The organism is Carnobacteriaceae bacterium zg-C25 (assembly GCA_017945845.1).
GTDB lineage: Bacteria > Bacillota > Bacilli > Lactobacillales > Aerococcaceae > WM01.
The window spans coordinates 96,447-118,378 of the sequence record CP072828.1; the positions used below are offsets into that span (position 1 = coordinate 96,447).

Genomic DNA, 21,932 nt, shown 5'->3' on the forward strand with positions numbered 1-21,932 from the left:
TACAATTTAAAGTATAAGGAGATATGTATTATGGCTAAAACGGCAAACATTAATTTAAGAATAGACCCTATAAAAAAACAACAAGCAGAATCTTTATTTTCAAGTTTTGGCATCTCTGTAACAGATGCAATCAATATTTTTTTAAACACTGCTATCATGGAAGGTGGTTTTCCGTTTCAAATTAAGCAGCCTCGTTATAACAAAGAAACAGAATTAGCTATGGACGAAGCAAGACAAATTGCTCTAGGTCATATTAAGGCAAAATCTTACGTTTCAGCAGAAGCGTTATTTGCAGATTTAAATAGCGAGGAAGAGTAACATGCTACAGTTGGTCACAACCTCTCAATTTCGTAAAGACTTAAAACGCATGAAAAAAAGAAATCGTGATTTAAAGAAACTTCAAATTGTTCTTGATAAATTGATGAATGAAGAAGTGCTTGATGCTTTTTATCGTGATCATACGTTAGTCGGCAATTATATCGGCTTTAGAGAGTGCCATATTGAACCCGACTGGTTATTGATTTACGCCATTAATCAAAATCAATTAATTTTGACAGCCTCTCGAACAGGTTCTCATTCCGATTTGTTCTAGTATTCATATGAGTGTGGTTTTTTATTCCAGAAATGCTGAGGGTATGGTTAAAAACCTTGTCATTCCTGTCACTTTCGATTACAATAGCACTATAGATTATTAAATGTGCTATGGTTTTAGAGAATGTTTGCTAGGCTGGAACAAACATACCCGCTACACATCGAACCTACTATGTATAGATGGCTGTAATGGTCGTCGGAGTCCACTCCGTTATCAAGGTAGAGTATAAATTAAGGTGGTACCACGCAATTGCGTCCTTTTCGAAGGGCGGTTGTGTGGTATTTTTGCTTTATAAGATGTAGTGTGCTTTACACCACAGCAAGAAGGAGAAAAATATGACAAATTTACAACGTGAAGATTTTTCAAAATGGTATTTGCAAACCATTCAACAAGCGGATTTAATGGATTATTCGCCAGTTCGTGGGTGTATGATTTTTAAACCCGATGGATACGAATTGTGGGAACACATTCAAAAGGAGTTTGATGCTCGATTCAAAGAAGAAGGTGTGCGTAATGCGTATTTTCCGATGTTAATTCCAGAATCTTTTTTCACAAAAGAAAAAGACCATATTGAAGGATTTGCACCTGAATTACCATTCGTTACAGAAGCCGCAGGTGAACAATTAGAAGAAAAATTGGCATTACGTCCAACGTCTGAAACAATGATAGGGCATGCGTTTAGTAACTGGATTAATTCATATCGTGATTTACCAATGGAAATTAACCAATGGGCAAATGTGTTCCGTTGGGAGAAAAAGACGTTACCATTTTTACGAACATCCGAATTTCTATGGCAAGAAGGGCATACGGCTCATGTAGATGAAGAAGATGCGCGTCGCCGTACAATGCGTATGTTAAGCGTTTATAAAGAGGTTGTTGAAGGATTATTAGCCGTACCTGTTTATGACGGCGAAAAAACACCAAGTGAGCGTTTTGCCGGAGCCGTAGCAACGTATTCTATTGAAGCGATGATGAAAGATGGAAAAGCGGTGCAAGCTGGAACAAGTCACTACATGGGAACCAAATTTGCGCAAGCGTTTGACATCAAATATTTAGATAAAAATAATCAACATGTTTTCGCGCACACAACATCATGGGGTGTATCGACACGCTTAATTGGAGCAACGATTATGACACATGGTGATGAAAAAGGATTAGTATTGCCACCACGTTTAGCACCAACACAAGTAGTGCTCATTCCAGTTGGACCATGGAAAAAAAATCCAAGCATCATGGAAAAATTAGATGAGATTTTTGCGCAACTAAAGGCAAAAGGTGTTCGCGTGCTTATTGACGATACGGACAATTCTCCGGGATATAAATTTAATGAGTGGGAATTAAAAGGTGTACCAATGCGCATTGAATGTGGTCCACGTGATTTAGAAAATGGACAAGTGATGACAAAAATGCGTGATTTAGAAGAAAAAGTTGCCGTACCATTTGAGTCTTTAATTGAAACCGTTCAAAACGAATTAGAAACAATGCAAACCCGTCTATTAGAAACAGCACGTGCCTATAGAGCGGCTAATGAACATACACATATTAATACGTTAGAAGAATTAAAAGCACACATTCAAACGAAAAAAGAAGCTGGCGATATTCCGGGTTGGGTATTGATTGGCTGGGATGGTAGCGAAGAAACCGAAAAACGCATTAAAGAAGAGACAGGTTTCACGACACGTAATATTCCATTTGCGCCACCAGTTCAAAAAGAAACGTGTTTAGTGACGGGTAAACCCGCTAAACATACGGTATGGATTGCACGAGCGTATTAAAAGTTTGTGAATCATCTGTATTGATAAAGTAACCCCCTGAAACGATAGTGTTCGTTTCAGGGGCTTTTGTGACTGTTATTTTAGCGGGAAAACAAACACTGCAAATTATAAAAAGCGCATAATTTTAGGGGGTGGTGGCGTATGCCATCAACCCTATTTGATATGACATAATTATAAACTAGTGCTATGCATTGGTTGAATGCGTTCGTTTGGATTGATAAAGTGCATGGCGTGATTGACGGCAATCGGTGCTTCGCCAAATCCTGTGGCAATCAACTCTACTTTTCCGTCGTGTACACAACAGTCTCCAATGGCGTAAATGCCCGGAATCGAGGTTTGTTGTGTCATATCGACGTTAATGAGCGAACGGTTTAAATCCAACCCCCATGATTTTAAATTGCCGACCGATGAACTAAACCCGTAATTGACAAACAAGTGATCAACTGGGATATCCATCGTTTCTTTGGTTTTCACATGCTCTAAAGTGATACGCTCCAACACATCACCAGTTCCGTGTAAGGCAACGGGCACGTAAGGCTTGTATTGCGTAATCGCCGCGTCATTGAGTTGCTCAACACTATGCTCCAATGCTCTAAACGTTTCGCGACGATGCACGATGGTGGTGTTGGCACCGATATCGTGAAAGGCGAGTGACCAATCCACAGCAGAGTCGCCACCACCTAGAATGACAATGTTTTGATTAGCGTACTGCTGTAAATTAGAAACGTAATAGTGAATGTTGCGGTAAGTATCCATACCGGGTAAATTCAGTGTGCGCGGTTTAAAAGCACCTGCACCTAGAGCGATGATGACGGTTTTACTAAAATGTTGTGTTTTATTCGTTTGTAATACGAAATAATTATTTTGTTGTTCAATCATTTCGACGGTTTCATTTAAACAGATGGTTGTTTCAAATCGATTTAATTGTTCGCTCAACTGATCTACTAGCTGTGCGCCCGTAATGTTGGCAAAAGCGGGAATGTCTAAAATATTTTTTTCTGGATAAAGCATACCGGGTTGACCGCCGACTTGATGCAACGTATCAATCAATTTGACTTTTGCTTGTCGTAAATGTGCGTAAAACGCAGCGAATAATCCACTAGGTCCCGCACCAATAATTGTAATATCGTATAATTCCACAATAACCTCTTATAAGCGTAGTAAAATAAAGTCGAGTAAAATGGCGGTAAATAAGCCCGTTAGCATACCCGCAAAGACTTCTGTTGGTTTATGCCCTAAATATTTATTGATAATCATATGACGTAAGTCTAAATCTTCGTCATCATCTGGATCTTTAAAAGTTAACCCTTCGACTAATTTTTTATCTTCTAATTCCGTAATTAATTTTTCTAGTGCAATGCCTTGTTCGCCACTTTGTCGGCGTACACCCATCGCATCAAACATAATGATAACACCGAATGTGATGGCGATAGCAGTGTAAGGAGATTGGATGCCATATTGAATCGTGAGTGCGGTAATGAGTGCACTCACGGCAGCCGAGTGAGAACTTGGCATACCTCCAGTAGACGTAATTAATTTCACTGACGCACGGTCGCTTTTCATTAAATAGGCAATCGGAATTTTAACAATTTGTGCAACGGCTATTGCGAGTAAAGATGCCAATAGCGGAAAATTTGTGACTGGCACAATAACCCTCCTTTCAACAGGTAATCATCTACATTTTATCATAAAAAAATGTATTTAACAGAAAAAAGTAATTGGAAGCGTGCTATAATAAAGAAGCGAAAAACGATAAAAAATGAGAATAAATAGGAGATAATGATGAAATTATCTGTAATTATACCGTGTTTTAACGAACAAAAAGTTATTGAACAAACGTATCAAGTGTTGTCGAATGAGATGAAAAAACTACCGATTGATGCGTATGAATTGATTTTTGTCAATGACGGTAGTGGCGATAAAACGTTAGAGAGTATTAAATCATTTGCACAACATGATGCACGTGTTAAATATATTAGCTTTAGTCGAAATTTTGGAAAAGAAAGTGCCATGCTTGCTGGGTTGAAAGCATGCAGGGGTGATGTTGCTGTTATAATGGACGCTGATTTACAACACCCACCAATGCTCATTAAAGACATGCTGAAAAAATATGACGAAGGGTATGATCAAGTGATTGCCACGCGGACGCGTACGGGGGATAGTGCGCCAAAGACGTTTTTTTCAAAATGGTATTATCGTTTAGTCAATCGTTTAACGGATGTTGAAATGAAAGACGGTGCGGGGGATTTTCGATTGTTGTCGAGTCGTGTGATTCAATCGTTAGTAGATTTGCCGGAGTACAATCGTTTTTCAAAAGGTTTGTTTTCATGGGTTGGGTATAATAAATATTATTTACCTTATGAAAATGTGGAACGTGCGGCAGGCGCTTCTAAATTTTCATTGAAAAGTTTATTAAATTACGGGGTACAAGGCATTCTATCTTTCAACGATAAACCGCTACGCATGTGTGTAAAACTAGGTTTATTCATCTTGTCGTTATGTATTGTGTATATTGTTGCGATGGTTGTTGAATTTTTTACAAAAGGCGTATCCTCAAACGGTTATTTCACAACAATGACCGCCATTCTATTGATTGGTGGTGTTCAACTGCTATCGATTGGTGTGTTAGGGGAATATATCGGAAAAATTTATTATGAAGTTAAAAAGCGTCCGCATTACATTATTGAAGAAAGTAATGTCGACAAATCTTAAAATTAAAAACACTCTCGTATCCCAATGCAACGGGAATGAGAGTGTTTTTGCGTTATGACCAATCGGTTGGTGGCATCAGCCATCGTTTTATTGGTCAACTTGTTTAAGTGTTGCTGATTAGAAATCGGATGCCACTTCACTTTTTACAAGCGCGTATAAATAGCGTGTGCGCATTTTAGATTGTGCCATACGTTCATCTAATAAATTGGTTAGTGTGGCATAGTCTTTTCGAATGCTTAAATCAAAAATATTGCCACTAAATTCACCAGTTTCTTTTTCGCCGTTCATGACAGCAGTGAGTTCGTCTAAAATAATATCGCCAAAATTAGCCACATCACTGACTAAAAACATATCAAATAATTCGTTCATACATTACCTCTATCGATTGTACAGCGGAAAGGCTGAAATAATTTTGTTGTCATCTGTTAAATACATTTGTACCGTAATACCACTTTTCGTTGTCCCATTATAAATGTTTCCCGATTGATGTTGACGATTGTCATACGCTTCGTTAATCGTATCCACGACTTGTTGAATAGGCCACGTATTTGGGAAAAATGATGAAAATGCATTTTTCTCTTTTCCGTCAATCGTAATTTTTGCACGATACACACCGTTTTTGTCTGTTTTTGAACGGGTGTTTTCAACAATTTTTGCTTTAGATGTATTTAACCCCTCGTAATGATAGCCAACGGCTTGTCCGTTTCGATTAATTTCGCCTTCAAAAATATGAACAATCGCATTTTTTAAAAAATGCTCGGTATGTTGTAAAGACGACAACTTTTGATTGACTAACGGTTGTTTAGTAGTCGTAGTTTCTGTTTTTGTCGTATTTTTAGCATTTGATGGTTGCAAAGTGGTGTTTTCTGCTGTATTTGCCGGTTTTGCGCATGCCACTAACATAAAGGACATTAGCGCAATTACCCAAAATTTTATACTTTTCATACGTTATCCTTTTAAAGTTGATGTAATGACATTTGCCATATCACTTGTGTCAATGGTTTGATTAAAGCGCACCGGTAATTGTTTTAACTCTACCAATGCTTGTGGTAAAGGTAATTGTGTCTGGTGTGATAGGGCGTCAATAATATCCCATGGCGTATTGTCGGTGTACTTACTATTTAAAGCGTCTAAAACACTATTGGCAAATTTGAATGGACTAGCCGTTGAAGCAATAATCGTTGGCGTCACATCATTGGTAATCGACTCGTAACGCGATACTAATGCGCTTGCTACAGCGGTGTGTGGATCAATCACATAGCCATTGCTTTCAAACACATCACGAATGTGTGTCAATGTGTCGGATTGCGAAATGGTATCTGCAATAAAGTCGTTTAAAATGGTATCACTTTCTAAAGTGTATTGACCCGTTTCGTTTAATTGTGTCATTAATGCTTTTGTTTGTGTCGCATCATTACCCGTTGCATGATAAATTAAGCGTTCCAAATTGCTTGAAACAAGAATATCCATTGATGGTGAGTTTGTCACGATAAATGGACGATTTTTGTCGTATGTTCCACTTTGGAAAAAGTCAGATAAAACATTGTTTTCGTTTGAGGCACATAACAGTGTGTTAAACGGTACGCCAAGTGCTTTTGCGTAGTAGGCAGCCAAAATGTTACCAAAATTACCAGTCGGTACAGAAACATTCACACTTTGATTGAATTCAATTTTTTTGTTTGCGACTAATTGTGTGTACGCATAAACGTAATACACAATTTGTGGAACTAAACGACCAATATTAATCGAATTGGCAGATGAAAATTGATAACCCCTCTCGGCTAACGTGTTATTTAAAGTAGCATCGTTAAACAAGTGTTTCACTTTTGTTTGTGCGTCATCAAAGTTACCCGTAATACCAAAGACGTGTACGTTATCGCCAACTTGACTCACCATTTGGTGTTCTTGAATGGCACTGACACCATTTTTTGGATAAAAGACAAAAATGTGAATCCCTTCAACGTTATGGAACGCTTCAAGTGCGGCTTTACCTGTATCGCCACTGGTTGCCGTTAAAATGACCAATTCATTTTTCAAAGCATTTTTCTTTGCTGAAATTTGCATCAAATAAGGCAAAATAGATAATGCCATATCTTTAAACGCTAATGTTTTACCGTGAAACAGTTCTAAATAGTGGTGATGATTAACGGTGTGAAGTGCCACCATATCGTCTGTACTAAAGTTTTTCGTGTTGTACGCTGCTTGAATGCAGTAATCAATTTCTTCTGGTGTAAAATCATCTAAAAATAGTGGTAAAACGGCTTTTGCCACCTCTTGATACGTTGCGCCTACAAGTCGTTCTAACGTATCTGTCGCAAACGTTGGTAATTTATCTAAAACGTATAATCCACCGTCAGATGAAATGCCGTTTAGTATCGCTTGGCTTGCCGTTACACGTTGTGTATTATCTCTCGTACTTGTATATGTCATTGTTGTAATTCCTCCAATTGCTGATGTGTGTTTTCCCACTCGGTCAATAAATCGTCGTACTGATGTGTGTTTTCGTCGATTGTTTGTTGTAGCGCATAGGCTTTTTCATGATTGCTATACATATTAGGATCGGCTAATTGTTCGTTTAACCGGGCGTTTTCTTCTTCCAATGTCGCCATATCCGCTTCCAATTTTTCAATGGTTCGTGTCAGCTGGCGAACCAGGCGTTGAAAATCTTTTGTTTCTTGAAAGTTTTGTTTTTGTTGTGTTGTCGTCTGCGTAAGCACTTGTGGCTCTAATGGCATGATTTGTGCTTTTTTAGTTAAATAGTCATCATAATCACCGTCATATAAAGTGCTACCCATTGGTGATAATTCGATAATGCGTGTTGCTACACGATTGATAAAGTAACGGTCATGCGAAATAAACAAAATGGTACCATCGAAATTAATTAATGCATTTTCTAAAACTTCTTTACTATCTAGATCTAAATGGTTTGTCGGCTCATCTAAAATCAAAAAATTGTCGTGTTGTAATGCCAATTTGGATAAGAGGACACGAGCTTTTTCGCCACCGCTTAATAAACCGATTGACTTTTGAACGTCGTCGCCACTAAATAGAAAGCCACCGAGCAATTGTCGAATATCTTTTTCATTGATGGTTGGAAAATCGTCCCATACTTCGTGTAGGACATCTTTGTGCGCATTTAATCGGCGTTGCTCTTGATCGTAGTACCCAATTGAAACGTTTGTACCGTAATGAATATGCCCGCCTAATGCTGGTAATTGTTGCAATAACGTTTTTAACAAAGTTGTTTTACCAATCCCATTTGGGCCAACCAAGGCAATGGCGTCTTGTTTACGAATGTCTAAATGAATCGGCGCACTCAACGTCGTATCTTCGTATCCAATGGCTAAATTTTCTGCTTGTAAGACGACATTTCCGCTTTCTTTTTCACTTTGGAATGAAAAGCGCGCTACCTTTTCATCGCCTGTCGGTTTTTCGATACGGGTTAATTTTTCCAATTGTTTGCGTCGACTTTGTGCCCGTTTTGTTGTTGAAGCACGCACAATATTTTTAGCAATAAAGTCTTCCATTTTTTTGATGTCGCTTTGTTGTTGCTCGTACGCTTTTTCCCATTGCGCCATTCGGCGTTCTTTTTCTTCTAAATAGTACGTGTAATTACCTTTATAATGGTGCATTTTATGATGGCTAATTTCGTACACTTCATTAGCGACTTTATCTAAAAAGTAACGGTCGTGAGATACGATTAATAAAGCCCCGCTGTAATGCGTTAAATAATTTTCTAACCACGATAGTGTGTCAATGTCTAAATGGTTTGTCGGTTCGTCTAAAATGAGTAAGTCGTGTTTTTCCAACAATAATTTTGCCATAGCCAAACGCGTTTTTTGTCCGCCGGATAATTCGCTAATTGGTCGAGTGTAATCCATGTTGGCAAAACCAAACCCGTGTAAAATTGATTTAATATCGGCTTCATAGCGATACCCACCCATTTCTTCGAGTTGGTGTTGCAATGTGTCGTATTGCTTTAATGCCAATTCGTAGGCGGTTGTATCATTTAAGACACGATCATCGCTTAATTGTAGCGCAGCTTGTTCAACTTGTTTGTGTAAGGCGATTGTTTCGGCGTATACACTTAACATTTCATCCCATATGCTATTGGTCGTATCTACGGCAGAATGTTGATCTAAGTAACCAATTTTTAATTGTTTTACTTTTGAAATCGTCCCACCCGAAGGTGCTTCAATGTCGGCGAGCATTTTTAATAAAGTTGATTTTCCACTGCCGTTTCGCCCAACTAATGCAATACGTGAAGTGTCTTGTATTTGAATATCGAGTTGGTCAAACAATATGTCACTACCAAATAGTCGTGAGAGATTTTGCCCTTGTAAAATAATCATGCGTTTATATTCCTTATATGCTGTTTTGTCATTGCAGTCTACACCACAACAATCTATCCCTGTAATCATATCATGAAATTAGCAATATGGTATAATCAAAGTGAAAGAGAATGAAAAATCATTGAAATGAGGGAAAGTTATGCATCAAGATGCATTAGAAATTGCACGACAAATTAAAAAAGGGGAGGTTTCGGCAAAAGAAGTTGTTTTAGAAACCATCAAGCGCATCGAAGACATGAATGGGACGTATCGTGCACTCGTGTCAGAAAGATTTGAACAAGCGTTGCAAGAATCTCAACAACTCGATTTCAGTAAGGCATTTGCGGGCGTGCCGATTTTGCTAAAAGATTTAGGGCAACAGTTAAAAGGTGAAAAAAATACATCTGGAGCAAAATTATTTGAGCATTACGTGTCACAACATACAGATCATTACACGCAAAAATTACTCGACTTGGGGTTTATTGTTGTCGGACAGACGGCAACGTGTGAGTTTGGTTTTAAAAATTATACGCAATCGCGTCTGCACGGCACAACGGTTAATGCACACGATTGTTTACGGCATGCGGGAGGCTCTAGTGGTGAAGCGGCAAGTGCCGTTGCAAGTGGAATGGTGAGTGTAGCAGGAGCAAGTGACGGGGGTGGTTCCATTCGTATTCCGGCTAGTTGGCAAGGTCTTATTGGGTTAAAAACGTCTCGAGGGCGTATACCAAGTGGTCCAAGTAGTTATCGTGGGTGGCAAGGAGCGTCGGTAAATTTTGTGTTGGCAAATTCGTTAGAAAGTACGCAATCATTGTTTTACCATATGCAAACAGAGCAATTTGAATCGCCTTTTACGTTGCCGCTAGCCAAACCATTTGCCAGTCGCCCGTTACGCGTTGCCTTTAGCGTCACCTCGCCTGTTGGAACGGTTGTTAGCGAAGATGCGAAACGTGTCGTTATCGATACAGTAAAACGATTGAGTGAACTTGGGTGTGAGGTGGTTGAAACTGCTCCACAATTAGATGGCATCGCGTTAATGAAAGGCTATTATAAGATGAATGGTGCGGAAACCGTAAAAATGATTCAGCATGCTGAAAAATCAATCGGTCGAAAAGTGGAACGTTCTGACATGGAAGATATGTCATGGTTAATTTATCAATCCGGCAAACAGATTTTAGCCAGCGAGTATTCACGTGTTTTAGACGAATGGGATCATGCGAATGCAATCATGCAACAATTTCATCAAACGTATGATGTGTTGATTCAACCAACAAACGCTTTTGAAGCACCGCTAGTATCACAATATGGCGTAATGAATGACGTAGCCACGTGGGCTAGTGAAGTTGAAAACTGTTCACAAAGTGAAAAAGAGCAATTTGTCTGGGATATGTTTATGCCCGGATTAACACTCACACCATTTACACAACAAGCGAATTTAACAGGACAACCAGCTATAACGTTGCCATTAGGCACTAGTGCAAACGGGATGCCGATGGGTGTCCAAGTGACTGCTGCAAAAGGGATGGAAAGTTTGCTATTTGATGTGGCAAAACGATTGATGCCGTAATCGCGGGATAAATAGGCAATGCCCTGATGAAAAGCCGGTATTTGCTGACCTTTTGACTTGTTAGTATCGTATCAGACGGTTGCTACCAATGAAATGGCTTCGTTCTTGCACTGAATAAGGTTAGTGCAAACAAGCACTATACAACTTAATGGACACTACGAAAAACGACTGCTGACAAGATTATTTGTCAGCAGTCGTTTTTTTATGATTTCGTTTGATAAAACAGTAAACGTAAGCCATTTAAAATGACTAAAATGGTGCTACCTTCATGTCCGATTACCCCAATCGGTAAATTAATGATTTGCAAAATATTCGTGATAATCAATAGTGCAATCATACCCAATGAAAAAATAATGTTTTGTGTAATGATGCGTTTTAGTGCAATTGACAAACCAATTGAAAATGGAATTTGTGATAAATCATCACGAATTAGCACCACATCTGCTGTCTCCATAGCAATGTCGCTACCGCTTCCCATCGCAAAACTCACATTCGCTTGCGCCAAAGCAGGTGCATCGTTCACTCCATCACCAACCATAGCGACTTGCTCAAACTCGTTTTGTAACGTTTTAATGAGACCGTTTTTGTCTTCTGGCAAGCAATTTGCGTACACGCGTTCAATGCCGAGTTGCTCTGCAACGTACCGCGCCGATTTTTCCTGATCGCCCGTCATCATAATCGGCGTAACGTTCAATGCTTTCAATGTGTCGATAACTGAGTTGGTGTGTGGTTTAATCGTATCTTCAATGGCAAAAGCACCCAATGTTTGTGTAGGACTGCTCATTAAAATAACGGTTGCCCCTGTAGATTGTAATTGATTGACCATTGTTTTGGCGTTTTCATCACAATGCGCAAATCCAACTTTTCCAATACGATAGACGTTATCGTCCGTTGCTACCTCAAACCCGTTACCCGTTATTTCGTTAATCGACGAAACGTTAAGCAAGGGGGTATCTTTTAAATGTGCTTGAATGGCTTTGGCAATTGGGTGGGTAGATTGTTGTTCAGCCAATAACACCATACCATTTACAAAGTCTTCATCTGCAAAATAGTGTGTTGTCGCCACACGCATATGTCCTGTTGTTAGTGTCCCTGTTTTATCAAAAACAATGGCGCGAATACGGCTAGTGTGGTCTAGTGCCACGCCACCTTTAAATAAAATATTATTTTTTGTGGCACGACTAATGGCGGATAATGTCGCCGGTGTGGCACTCGCCACCAATGCACAAGGCGATGCAACGGTTAATAAGACCATGCCACGATAAAATGCGTCGTGTAAAGATAGTTGAAATACAAGGTGCATCACGATCATGAACAACGGTACGGCAATCAAGACTGCTTTAACGTATGTGTCTTCAATACGTTCAATTAAACTAGCTGTTTTTGATGGCGTAGATTGTGCTTGTTCAACTAACTTAATAATGCGCGAAAACAGAGTGTTATCATTTGTAACCGTCACACGCATGTTAAAGGCATCCGATTCATTTAATGTACCGCCATACACCACATCATCAACATTTTTTTCAACGGGAATACTTTCACCAGTAATACTCGATTGATTAAGTAATGCGTAAGGGGATACCAACTCGCCGTCTATGGGAACGATTTGCCCCTTTGGAACTTGGATAATATCGCCAATCATTAAATCGTCACAAGGCACTTCTTCGATAGTTGTCCCATTAAGACGTCTTGCCGTATTGGGTGTGAGAGAGAGTAAACTTTCAATCGCATTTTTACTTTTTTGCATTGCCATCGTTTCTAAACTTTCGGCCAATGAAAAGATAAAAATTAAAAGAGCACCTTCCGCCCAGTTACCAATAAGACACGCACCAATGGCAGCCAAAATCATTAACACATCGACATTTAAATGTTTTTCGTAAATGAGTTCTTCGGCACCTTCTTTAGCGCTAAAAAATCCACCAACTAAAAAAGAAAAAATAAACCAAAGCGTTCCGTCCGCTCCGTTAAAGGATAAAATAAACCCTAAAATCATCAAAAGACCACTAATAATGGTCAATGTCATATCGAGATGAGTAAGCCACTTTTTCATAGGTTAACCTCCTAAAATAAGTGTATCATAGTAAGGGGTTGTGTCAAGTTATTTAGAATGATTATAAATAAAAAGAGGCGATTTAATGCGCCTCTTTTTTGAGCATATAGATAAATAGAAAACCCATAACACTTAACGTATGGACAAATAAAATCGATACATCTAACAAACCGTGTGTCAGTATTAGCGCGATACAACTCATACCGAGCGCAAAAAGCGGTGTGTGAGTTGATCGTAGTGGCATCATGCGTTTTATCAACCACACCAATACGCAAATGAGTAAAATAACTCCGACAATACCGTAGTTTAACAAACTATCAATATATAAGTTATGCGCGTGTTGTGTTGGATAACTGCCGTATGTTGTATGTAGCATACGATAAGCAAACGGACCATACCCAAAAAACGCTCTTTTCAAAAAGGCATGTAAAGAAACTTGCCAAATTTCAAAGCGAATATCCACTAAATGTGCCACAATCGTGCCGTAATCAAATCGCGGTAACAATTGAAACAACGGTGAAATGGCGAGTGTCCCAATTGCGCCGATACGCAACCACTTACGCTGTGAATGTGGGAGCGCGCAATAATAAAACGTAAAAATAACGATAAAAATGACCGCAAATGCTGTGCGGGATTGCGTAAACACAACGCCAAGCATATTGATGAGTATTGTCAAATAGTACCGCACTTTCGCTTGGCTTGTTTGGGCTTTATACAGTGCAATTAAAATGTACACCACACACATAAATGCATAGTAATTCGGATTTAAAAAGACGGAATCCGCCCGACCATCGCGCCAAGAAATCATGGATTCATGCCACGCGTGATAATCTGGGCCAAAAAAGATTTTTAAGTGTTGCAATAGAGCGTATCCGGCGTGAAACCAACTGGCGATTAATAAAACAGATGTTGCACCTTCAAATAAGAAAGACGTCATTTCTTGGCTTAGTGTGATGAAATAAATCCATAATCCAAACAGCAACATAACGACGATTAATCCGGCGGTGTTTTGGCTCAGCAGGCTACCGATTGTCCCGATACCAAATAACGCCAAAATCATTTTATGGGTGAATAGGTGTTTCAAAATGATACGGAAATATTTAATTAAGCCGTATCCCACGCCGATAGCTATTGCAATCAGTGGCATTGGAATCGGTAGTAATAGCGACAAAACAACAATAATATGAATCATGATGAGCGTCCTTTAATCAATTGAAAAATAGTTTTTTAAGAAATGTGCTACACCGTCTTCTTCGTTAGATAAGTCTAAAATAACGTTTGCTACAGATTTGGCATTTTCATTCCCGTTTGCCATCGCTACACCAATTGTTGCAAAATCAATCATCGGCACATCGTTATCTGAATCGCCAAAAGCAATCACAGGTGCGTGTGCTAAATCAAGATGTTGTGCAACGTGTTGAATACCAAATGCTTTATGAACGCCTTTAGGTGTAATGTCTAAACTTGGGTGTTCACCGCCCCACGTACAAACTTCAAGTGGTGTTTCAATTGTTTCAGCAATCAGTTGTTGAATATAAGGTTGTTGTGCGGGTGTGGACAACCAGTAAAAAGCGATTGGCTGTTCTTTTAACTCGCTTGGTGAATGTAAAAAAGTCGGATTTTTAGCGTAACTTGCAAAATAAGGACTCTTTAACGCTTCAAAGCTCGTAATGTAAATGTCTTTTAAGGTTTCCATTGCTAAGTAACCCAAGTCTTGTGTTTGTGTCAATTCAAAAATTTGTTGTGCCAACTCTAGTGAAATCGATTTCACTTGTGTGCCACTCCAATCGGGATGGTTAGGGAAATGGCAGTAAGCACCGTTACTATTAATCATCGGTGTTGGAATATTTAATAAGTCATAAATGTGTTGACTACTTGAATAAGTACGACCTGTTGTAATAATGACGGTATGTCCTTGTTCGTGTACTTTACGCAGTGTGTCTATCGTAAAAGCAGATGGCAAGTGGTCGTTGCGTAATAATGTGCCATCCAAATCAATGGCAATAATATGTTTTTGCTGTGTCATAATAACTCCTTTTTTCAATGTACTTCACCAGTATACCACTAAACAAATAAAAAACACAGATTCGTATGTAACAAGAGTGTAATATCGTTGTAATTGTAATAGGTACATAATGGTGTTAAAATATTTCAAGGACGATAGATTGGAGGTTTTTTTATGAAAAGACGATTAGTCTTGCTATCGAGTATCCTAGTTTTATCTGGAGCGGTTATTTCTCCTGTTATGGCGTATGCAGAAGATTATGAAGCACAAATCAATCAAAATGCGCAACAAATTGAACAAAATAACCAAACCATTCAAGCGTTGCAACAAGAGCAACAAGCAACTGCACAACAACTAACAACGTTAGTTAAAGAAATAGAAGATACACAATTACAATTAAATCAATTAGCACAACAAATGTCTGACACACAAAACCAAATTATTACATTGGAATCGGACATTACAAAGTTAAATGAAGTGATTGAAAAACGTGCTGAAAAAATTGTGGAGCAAGCGCGTTATTTGCAAACTGAAAATACAAGTAGCGATTTGTTAAAAGCTATTTTTTCATCAGAATCAATCGTAGAAGCTTTTGAAAAAATTTGGGCGATGACTGAATTAACATCTGCTTCAAACGATGTCTTAAAACAACAAAAAGTGGATAAAGAAAAAGTTGAAGCTAAAAAAGTGGAGTTAGACACTAAATTGCAAGAGCAAGGACAACGTGCTGCAAATATGCAAACGTTGGCGTCTCAACAAGCAGATCGTCGCGGGAACTTAGAGACAGTATTATCGACGATTGAATCACAAACGGCATCAACACAAGCACAAAACGCTGATTTACAAGCGAAAATTGATGAAGCTAAAGAAGCGCAAGCACAATATTTAGCGCAATTAGAAGCCCAACGTCAAGCAGCACAACAAAGTGCGTTGGCAGCACGTCTTGCAGAAGAAGAACGTGCACGTGCAGAGTATGTAACCGCTCATGGTGGAACGGTTTCGACGAATGCGTATGAGGCATCATCAGTACCATCAAGCACATCGACATCTTCGTCGGTAACATCGTTTGTATCGGGTAGTGGCAATTACCCTGCGCCAAATCCATCTTTTATCGCAAGTTTAAACGGTGGCTATCCAGGTCAATGTACATGGTACGTATTCAACCGTTTAGCGCAATTAGGTTCACCGATTCGTCATTCCTTAATGGGAAATGGTGGAGAATGGGGCTATTACGGACGAGTTAATGGATATTCAGTGTCTAACACACCTAAAGTGGGAACAGCTGTTTCATGGCAAGGTGGAGAAGCGGGAATTAACACACCGTATGGTCACGTGGCGTTTGTTGAAGCGGTTTATGGTGATGGATCCATTTTAGTTTCAGAAATGAACTATATTGGTGAATTTATCATTTCAACACGTGTAGTATCTGCCGCACATGCAGCACAAGGGGATTATATTGATTTTGGCTTATAATCCGGCATAATAAACTGTATAAAAAAGGCGTGAGTATCACGTTATAGACTGTTGACCAATGAAAGTGTCAACAGTCTTTTTTTGTATCGTCTGCGAAATGGACGGTTTAGTCCTAATGATTTGCAGTTTTGTGTTAAATGGTGTGGGTTCTCAATTAAGGGGTCTATGTCAAATGGTGTGGGCGCTCAAAAATTAAGCGACTTTATTAGCCGGTAACGAGGAATGTTCTTTGTTATCGGTTTTCTTATTTTAAGGTTCTATGTCAAATGTGGTAGTAAATAACTGCCAAATGCGACTGCAAGAAAATGAATTGGTGCTTTTTAAAGGTAAGGGTAATTTGAAATGTGCTATAAGCGTTAAAAATGTTGGCGATATCATGAAAGTCACCAATACCATCAACAAACAAAGGCACTCGAAGCAAGAGTGCCTTTGTTTGATTAAATCAATTGATTGATAAGGAGAGTTAAAGTTAATAAAGAACTTTTGCTTGTGCTAAAACAGCATCTGCCTGTTCAAAAAGTTCTTCGATAAGTTGTTTTGTTGGCTTAATCGTTTTGATTAAACCAGCAATTTGTCCCGACATTAATGATCCGTTTTCGACGTCTCCGTCGTATACCGCTTTAGCTAAAGAACCAATAGTGATTTTTTCCAATTCATCGCGATCGGTACCTGCTTTTTCCAAGGCAATGAATTGTTCTGTCATGGCATTGCGTAAACAACGAACAGGAGCACCTGTTGTTCTACCCGTAACAACAGTATCTGTGTCGATGGCATCGAGTATGGCTTGTTTGTATGCAGGGGCAATTGGACACTCTTCAACAGCTAAAAATGCTGTTCCAAGTTGAACACCACTAGCACCGAGTGCAAACGCGGCTGCAATACCGCGACCGTCACCAATACCGCCCGCTGCGATAACGGGAATTGTAACAGCATCAACAATTTGTGGAATTAAAGACATTGTTGTTGTATTTCCGATATGCCCACCCGCTTCTGTTCCTTCTGCAACAACGGCATCAACGCCTAGTTCTTGCATTTTTAAAGCGTGTTTTACACTGGCAACAACAGGAATACATTTAATATTTGCTTCTTTTAAGTAAGGTAAAATATGTTTTGGTGTTCCAGCGCCGGTAGTGACAACAGGCACTTTTTCTTCAATGATGACCGTTACAATTTCTTTAATATTTGGCATCATCAACATAATGTTGACACCGAACGGTTTATCAGTTAGTTCACGTAATTGACGAATTTCCTCGCGTAATTGTTCAGGTTGCATCCCCCCTGATGCAATAATACCTAAACCGCCAGCGTTACTGACTGCTGCGGCTAATTCATGGCGTGCAATTTGCGCCATAGCACCTTGAAAAATAGGGTATTTAATATTTAACAATTTTGTGATGGACATCGTATTCCTCCCTTAGTTTGTTATTTTATTCACAATTAAATTGTATGCGATAACACAATGAAAAACAATACTGATTCGTATATGAAAAACTAATAGATAGTGTAATTTTTTCTTATTTTAAATTTGTGACGGACAAATGCAAAAAAATGAATTGACAAAAAAAACAGATAGGAGTATAGTTTGATTGTAAAGTGGTAGTAACCAGTTGACAAATAAAAGGAGATGATGTGTTGAATAAAGAGATGCCGTTGTACGATCAATTGATGAATACGTTAAAACATCAAATTAATACGCAAATGGCACCGCACGATAAAATGTTATCCGAACGCGAATTAGCGACTTTTTATAACATGAGTCGAACAACTGTACGTTCAGCGCTCAAACAATTGGAAATCGAAGGGTATATTTACAAACGGCATGGAAAAGGGACGTTTGTATCGGAGTTTAAAGATAGATTAGCCAATTTATCTAAAATGTATAGTTTTACAGAACAGATGATTACCTTAGGTAAAGTGCCATCTACAAAAGTGCTTCATTTTTCGATTGTGTCATCCGATGAAACGTTAGCACCACGCTTATCCGTTGATGTAGGAAATAAAGTTTATCGCATCGAACGCTTGCGTCTGGCGGATAATGAGCCGTTTATGTATGAAGTGAGTTATTTGCCGGTAGAATTATTTCCGAAATTAACGAAAAAAATGATTGAAAAAAAACCGCTCTATTCTGTTTTGAACGAAACCTATCAGCAAAGTATTCGCTTAGCCAATGAAGAGTTTTTTGCGGGAGTGGTTTCGGGAGATCAGGCAAAAATACTTGAAATCAGTGATTACTCACCGGTATTTACAATTGAGCGTACAACGTTTAATCATCATAATGAACTGATTGAATATACGCAGTCCATTGCTCGTGGGGATAAATTCCGTTATCACATTACACATGAGCGAAAAGTTTAGGGTTTAACCATTTAAAAATAAAAGGAGGAAATATGTTTCAATTATCAAAAGAAGCGTTAGAAGCACGTGGAGCTGAAATTACAACACGTGAAATTAAACAGCAACCAGAATTGTGGTTGGAAACATTACAGTTGTATCAATCACGTCAATCAAAAATTGATGCGTTTTTAAATGATATTTTAGCAAAACACGAACACGTGAAAGTGATCTTTACGGGTGCGGGGACATCGCAATACGTCGGAGATACAGCGCTACCATATTTAAAACAATTTGGCAATCGTCATCAAATTGAATTTTCAAGTGTTGGAACAACTGACATCGTTGCAACACCGTATGAATACTTTTTTAAAGACGAACCAACAATTGTGGTGTCATTTGCAAGAAGTGGTAACTCACCAGAAAGTATTGCAACTGTAGACTTAGCCAACCAAAGTATTGATAACGTCTACCACATTTTCATCACTTGCGCACCAGAAGGTAAATTAGCGCAACGTGCACCGGAAAATGACAATGTATTGTTATTGATGATGCCAGAACGTTCAAACGATGCAGGATTTGCGATGACAGGTAGTTATTCATGCATGTTATTAACGGCTGTTTTAGTCTTCGATACGACTGATTTGTCAACAAAAGAAGCGCACGTTAAAGTGGCGTCTCAATTAGGGGAATCTGTTATTGAAAGAGAAGCAGATATTCAAAAATTAGTTGATTTAGACTTTGAGCGTATCGTTTACTTAGGTTCAGGTAGTTTAGCTGGCTTAACACGTGAAGCACAATTAAAAGTGTTGGAGTTAACTGCAGGACGTATGACAACGATTTTCGATTCTTCAATGGGATTCCGTCACGGTCCAAAATCATTTGTAAACCATAAAACGATTGTCTTTACATTTATCAATAACCATCCTTATACACGTTTGTATGATCTTGATATTATCAATGAAATTTCAGGAGATCAAATCGCGGTGGACACTGTAGCCATTGGACAAGTAGATACACTTGAAGGCTTTACAGGAACAACCTTTGCGTTTGACACAACACATGTATTACCAGACGCTTACTTGGCGTTACCAGATGTACTATTTGCTCAAACGATTTCATTGTTAGCGTCTATAAAAGTGGGCAATACACCAGATACACCGTCACCAAGTGGCACAGTTAACCGTGTGGTTAAAGGGGTTATTTTGCATCCGTACGAACAATAAGGGTTCGTTTATACCACCTCGGGAAGTTGTATAAAGAAATTTCAAAATAAAGGAGAATGATATGTTAGAGTTGACACAAGGAAAAAAAGCTGCAATGGATCGATTATCGACTGAAAACGGCATTATTAGCGCGTTAGCCATTGACCAGCGTGGAGCATTGAAAAAAATGATTACGGCGTTAGGCGTAGAACCAACTCAAGAACAAATTGAAGAATTTAAAGTGTTGGTATCTCGTGAATTAACACCGTATGCATCAAGTATTTTATTGGACCCAGAATATGGGTTGCCAGGTGCAAATGCGCGTGCTGAAAACGCCGGTTTACTATTGGCGTATGAAAAAACAGGGTATGACGCAACAGTTCCAGGACGTTTACCAGATTTATTAAGCATTTGGTCTGCAAAACGCATTAAAGCAGCCGGTGCAGATGCTGTGAAATTCTTGTTGTACTATGACATTGACGAAGATGCTTCAATTAACGAACAAAAACATGCGTTTATTGAACGTTTAGGTAGTGAGTGTGTTGCAGAAGATATTCCGTTCTATTTAGAATTAGTATCTTACGACGCAACAAATGCAGACAGCAATTCTGTAGAATTTGCGAAAGTTAAAGCACATAAAGTTAATGAAATGATGAAAGAATTCTCTAAACCGCAATACCATGTTGATGTATTGAAAGTAGAAGTACCAGTAAATATGAAATACGTGGAAGGTTTTGGAACAGATGAAGTCGTTTATACAAAAGCAGAAGCAATGCGTCTATTTAAAGAACAAAGTGAAGCAACACATCTACCGTTTATTTTCTTAAGTGCAGGTGTATCTGCTGAAATGTTCCAAGATACATTACGTTTTGCTAAAGAAGCGGGTTCAACATTCAACGGTGTGTTATGTGGCCGTGCAACATGGCAACATGGTGTAAAACCTTTTGTAACGGGCACTCTAGAAGAAACATTGGAGTGGTTGCGTACTGAAGGAAAAGCAAACATTGAAAGCTTGAATGCTGTCGTAAATGAAACAGCAAGTTCATGGCATACAAAAGCTACTGTAAAATAGAAATATAAACGCCACGCCCTAGGGCGTGGCGGATAGATAGATTAACCGTTCGCGTTAGAAACGATTTCTATTTTATAGTAATTCCAATGCTTATAAGACTCGATATATTCTAAGACGGAGTTATCAGAACGAGAAATAGTCTTTTTAATTTGTAAGATGGCCGGTTCGGTATCTTTTAACTGTAAATGATTTTTAACCTGTTCAGGAACTGGAAAAACAATTTCGTTCGTTTCAATTGAATACTCATCGTTCATATGAATATCAAAGTCTAATCGAAAACGGCGATAGATGGATGCAAAAGCGTCTAAATCGGAAATATCGTGTTTGACATATTTAGGTGCCAAGTACGTATTTTGATATAAGAAAGGTTCATTGTCTTGGCGACGTAGGCGCTCAACGTGATAATACGACGCGTCTTCGTGAAGTTCTAATTTTTTGACGTAGTTTGGTTGCTGTTCTTTTGTAATGGCAAGTACCTCAACGGTCTCTTTATTCAATGTGAATTTCTCAATATCAGAAAATTGAACAAGTTTGTTTTTTCTTGCACGGGATACAAAAGAACCTTTACCTTGATGACGAACGATATAACCGTCTTGCGTTAATTCGTTTAATGCACGAATCGCTGTAATGGAACTAACGGAATATTTTTTGATGATTTCCGCTTCGGTATAAAAACGGTCACCGCTTTCGAACTGACCAGATTGGATTTGCTTTTGTAAATCAAATTTGATTTGTAAATACTTCGGTATTTTCATAGGTTACACCTCCTTTTTAAAACTTTATTTATATTATAATAAGTCAAAAAAAAGCTATTGACAA

20 protein-coding genes are annotated in these 21,932 nt (G+C 38.7%); 9 read left to right on the forward strand and 11 right to left on the reverse strand.

Going from position 1 to position 21,932, the window contains the following annotated elements:
* Window positions 1-30 precede the first annotated feature (30 nt).
* The 3 genes from J7S27_00535 (at window position 31) to J7S27_00545 (ending at window position 2,367) form a co-directional block, all read left to right on the forward strand.
* Window positions 31-318 carry a type II toxin-antitoxin system RelB/DinJ family antitoxin gene (locus J7S27_00535; protein ID QTU83046.1) on the forward strand — a complete coding sequence of 96 codons (288 nt, stop codon included), beginning with the start codon at window positions 31-33 and terminating at the stop codon, window positions 316-318.
* A gap of 1 nt (window position 319) precedes the next feature.
* A complete protein-coding gene (locus tag J7S27_00540) occupies window positions 320-592 on the forward strand; it encodes a type II toxin-antitoxin system YafQ family toxin (GenBank protein QTU83047.1) in 273 nt (90 codons plus the stop codon).
* A gap of 335 nt (window positions 593-927) precedes the next feature.
* Window positions 928-2,367: a proline--tRNA ligase gene (locus J7S27_00545; GenBank protein ID QTU83048.1), complete on the forward strand. Its 1,440-nt coding sequence runs from the start codon at window positions 928-930 to the stop codon at window positions 2,365-2,367.
* A gap of 171 nt (window positions 2,368-2,538) precedes the next feature.
* On the opposite strand, the gene J7S27_00550 is transcribed toward J7S27_00545, so the two are convergent.
* Window positions 2,539-3,510: an NAD(P)/FAD-dependent oxidoreductase gene (locus J7S27_00550; protein QTU83586.1), complete on the reverse strand. Its 972-nt coding sequence runs from the start codon at window positions 3,508-3,510 to the stop codon at window positions 2,539-2,541.
* A 6-nt stretch (window positions 3,511-3,516) separates the two neighbouring features.
* Window positions 3,517-4,017, reverse strand: a complete 501-nt coding sequence (locus tag J7S27_00555; protein ID QTU83587.1) for a divergent PAP2 family protein — start codon at window positions 4,015-4,017, stop codon at window positions 3,517-3,519.
* Window positions 4,018-4,149: 132 nt separating this feature from the next.
* Between J7S27_00555 and J7S27_00560 the strand changes: the two genes are divergently transcribed.
* A complete protein-coding gene (locus J7S27_00560; protein QTU83049.1) occupies window positions 4,150-5,079 on the forward strand; it encodes a glycosyltransferase family 2 protein in 930 nt (309 codons plus the stop codon).
* A 117-nt stretch (window positions 5,080-5,196) separates the two neighbouring features.
* Here J7S27_00560 and J7S27_00565 read toward each other — a convergent pair whose 3' ends face one another.
* The 4 genes from J7S27_00565 to J7S27_00580 are packed head-to-tail and all read right to left on the reverse strand — an operon-like array spanning window position 5,197 to window position 9,431.
* Entirely contained in the window at window positions 5,197-5,448 is a 252-nt protein-coding gene (locus tag J7S27_00565; protein QTU83050.1) for a hypothetical protein, read from the reverse strand.
* A gap of 9 nt (window positions 5,449-5,457) precedes the next feature.
* Complete coding sequence (locus tag J7S27_00570) at window positions 5,458-6,024, reverse strand: EndoU domain-containing protein (protein ID QTU83051.1); 567 nt, start codon at window positions 6,022-6,024, stop codon at window positions 5,458-5,460.
* Between the two features lie 3 nt (window positions 6,025-6,027).
* Entirely contained in the window at window positions 6,028-7,509 is a 1,482-nt protein-coding gene (locus J7S27_00575; GenBank protein ID QTU83052.1) for a threonine synthase, read from the reverse strand.
* Window positions 7,506-9,431, reverse strand: a complete 1,926-nt coding sequence (locus tag J7S27_00580) for an ABC-F family ATP-binding cassette domain-containing protein (protein QTU83053.1) — start codon at window positions 9,429-9,431, stop codon at window positions 7,506-7,508. The genes J7S27_00575 and J7S27_00580 overlap by 4 nt, the downstream gene beginning before the upstream one ends.
* Before the next feature lie 139 nt (window positions 9,432-9,570).
* Between J7S27_00580 and J7S27_00585 the strand changes: the two genes are divergently transcribed.
* Window positions 9,571-10,977, forward strand: coding sequence for an amidase (locus tag J7S27_00585; protein QTU83054.1), 1,407 nt, complete (start codon window positions 9,571-9,573; stop codon window positions 10,975-10,977).
* Window positions 10,978-11,179: 202 nt separating this feature from the next.
* Here J7S27_00585 and J7S27_00590 read toward each other — a convergent pair whose 3' ends face one another.
* The 3 genes from J7S27_00590 to J7S27_00600 all read right to left on the reverse strand — a co-directional run bounded on the left by J7S27_00590 (window position 11,180) and on the right by J7S27_00600 (window position 15,053).
* Window positions 11,180-13,027 (reverse strand): heavy metal translocating P-type ATPase, encoded by a 1,848-nt coding sequence (locus J7S27_00590; GenBank protein ID QTU83055.1) that lies wholly within the window; start codon window positions 13,025-13,027, stop codon window positions 11,180-11,182.
* An 82-nt stretch (window positions 13,028-13,109) separates the two neighbouring features.
* Window positions 13,110-14,219: an O-antigen ligase family protein gene (locus J7S27_00595; GenBank protein QTU83056.1), complete on the reverse strand. Its 1,110-nt coding sequence runs from the start codon at window positions 14,217-14,219 to the stop codon at window positions 13,110-13,112.
* 12 nt (window positions 14,220-14,231) lie between these two features.
* Window positions 14,232-15,053: an HAD family phosphatase gene (locus tag J7S27_00600; GenBank protein ID QTU83057.1), complete on the reverse strand. Its 822-nt coding sequence runs from the start codon at window positions 15,051-15,053 to the stop codon at window positions 14,232-14,234.
* Between the two features lie 153 nt (window positions 15,054-15,206).
* Here J7S27_00600 and J7S27_00605 point away from each other — a divergent pair, with 153 nt between their 5' ends.
* Window positions 15,207-16,505 (forward strand): CHAP domain-containing protein, encoded by a 1,299-nt coding sequence (locus tag J7S27_00605; protein QTU83058.1) that lies wholly within the window; start codon window positions 15,207-15,209, stop codon window positions 16,503-16,505.
* Between the two features lie 469 nt (window positions 16,506-16,974).
* Here J7S27_00605 and J7S27_00610 read toward each other — a convergent pair whose 3' ends face one another.
* Window positions 16,975-17,907 carry a DUF561 domain-containing protein gene (locus J7S27_00610; protein ID QTU83059.1) on the reverse strand — a complete coding sequence of 311 codons (933 nt, stop codon included), beginning with the start codon at window positions 17,905-17,907 and terminating at the stop codon, window positions 16,975-16,977.
* A gap of 242 nt (window positions 17,908-18,149) precedes the next feature.
* Between J7S27_00610 and J7S27_00615 the strand changes: the two genes are divergently transcribed.
* The 3 genes from J7S27_00615 to lacD all read left to right on the forward strand — a co-directional run bounded on the left by J7S27_00615 (window position 18,150) and on the right by lacD (window position 21,113).
* Entirely contained in the window at window positions 18,150-18,860 is a 711-nt protein-coding gene (locus J7S27_00615) for a GntR family transcriptional regulator (protein QTU83588.1), read from the forward strand.
* Between the two features lie 32 nt (window positions 18,861-18,892).
* Window positions 18,893-20,062 carry an SIS domain-containing protein gene (locus tag J7S27_00620; protein ID QTU83060.1) on the forward strand — a complete coding sequence of 390 codons (1,170 nt, stop codon included), beginning with the start codon at window positions 18,893-18,895 and terminating at the stop codon, window positions 20,060-20,062.
* Window positions 20,063-20,123: 61 nt separating this feature from the next.
* Window positions 20,124-21,113, forward strand: coding sequence for a tagatose-bisphosphate aldolase (gene lacD / locus J7S27_00625; GenBank protein ID QTU83061.1), 990 nt, complete (start codon window positions 20,124-20,126; stop codon window positions 21,111-21,113).
* A gap of 41 nt (window positions 21,114-21,154) precedes the next feature.
* On the opposite strand, the gene J7S27_00630 is transcribed toward lacD, so the two are convergent.
* On the reverse strand, window positions 21,155-21,868 hold the full coding sequence (locus J7S27_00630) for a GntR family transcriptional regulator (GenBank protein QTU83062.1): 714 nt from the start codon (window positions 21,866-21,868) through the stop codon (window positions 21,155-21,157).
* Window positions 21,869-21,932: the final 64 nt, after the last annotated feature.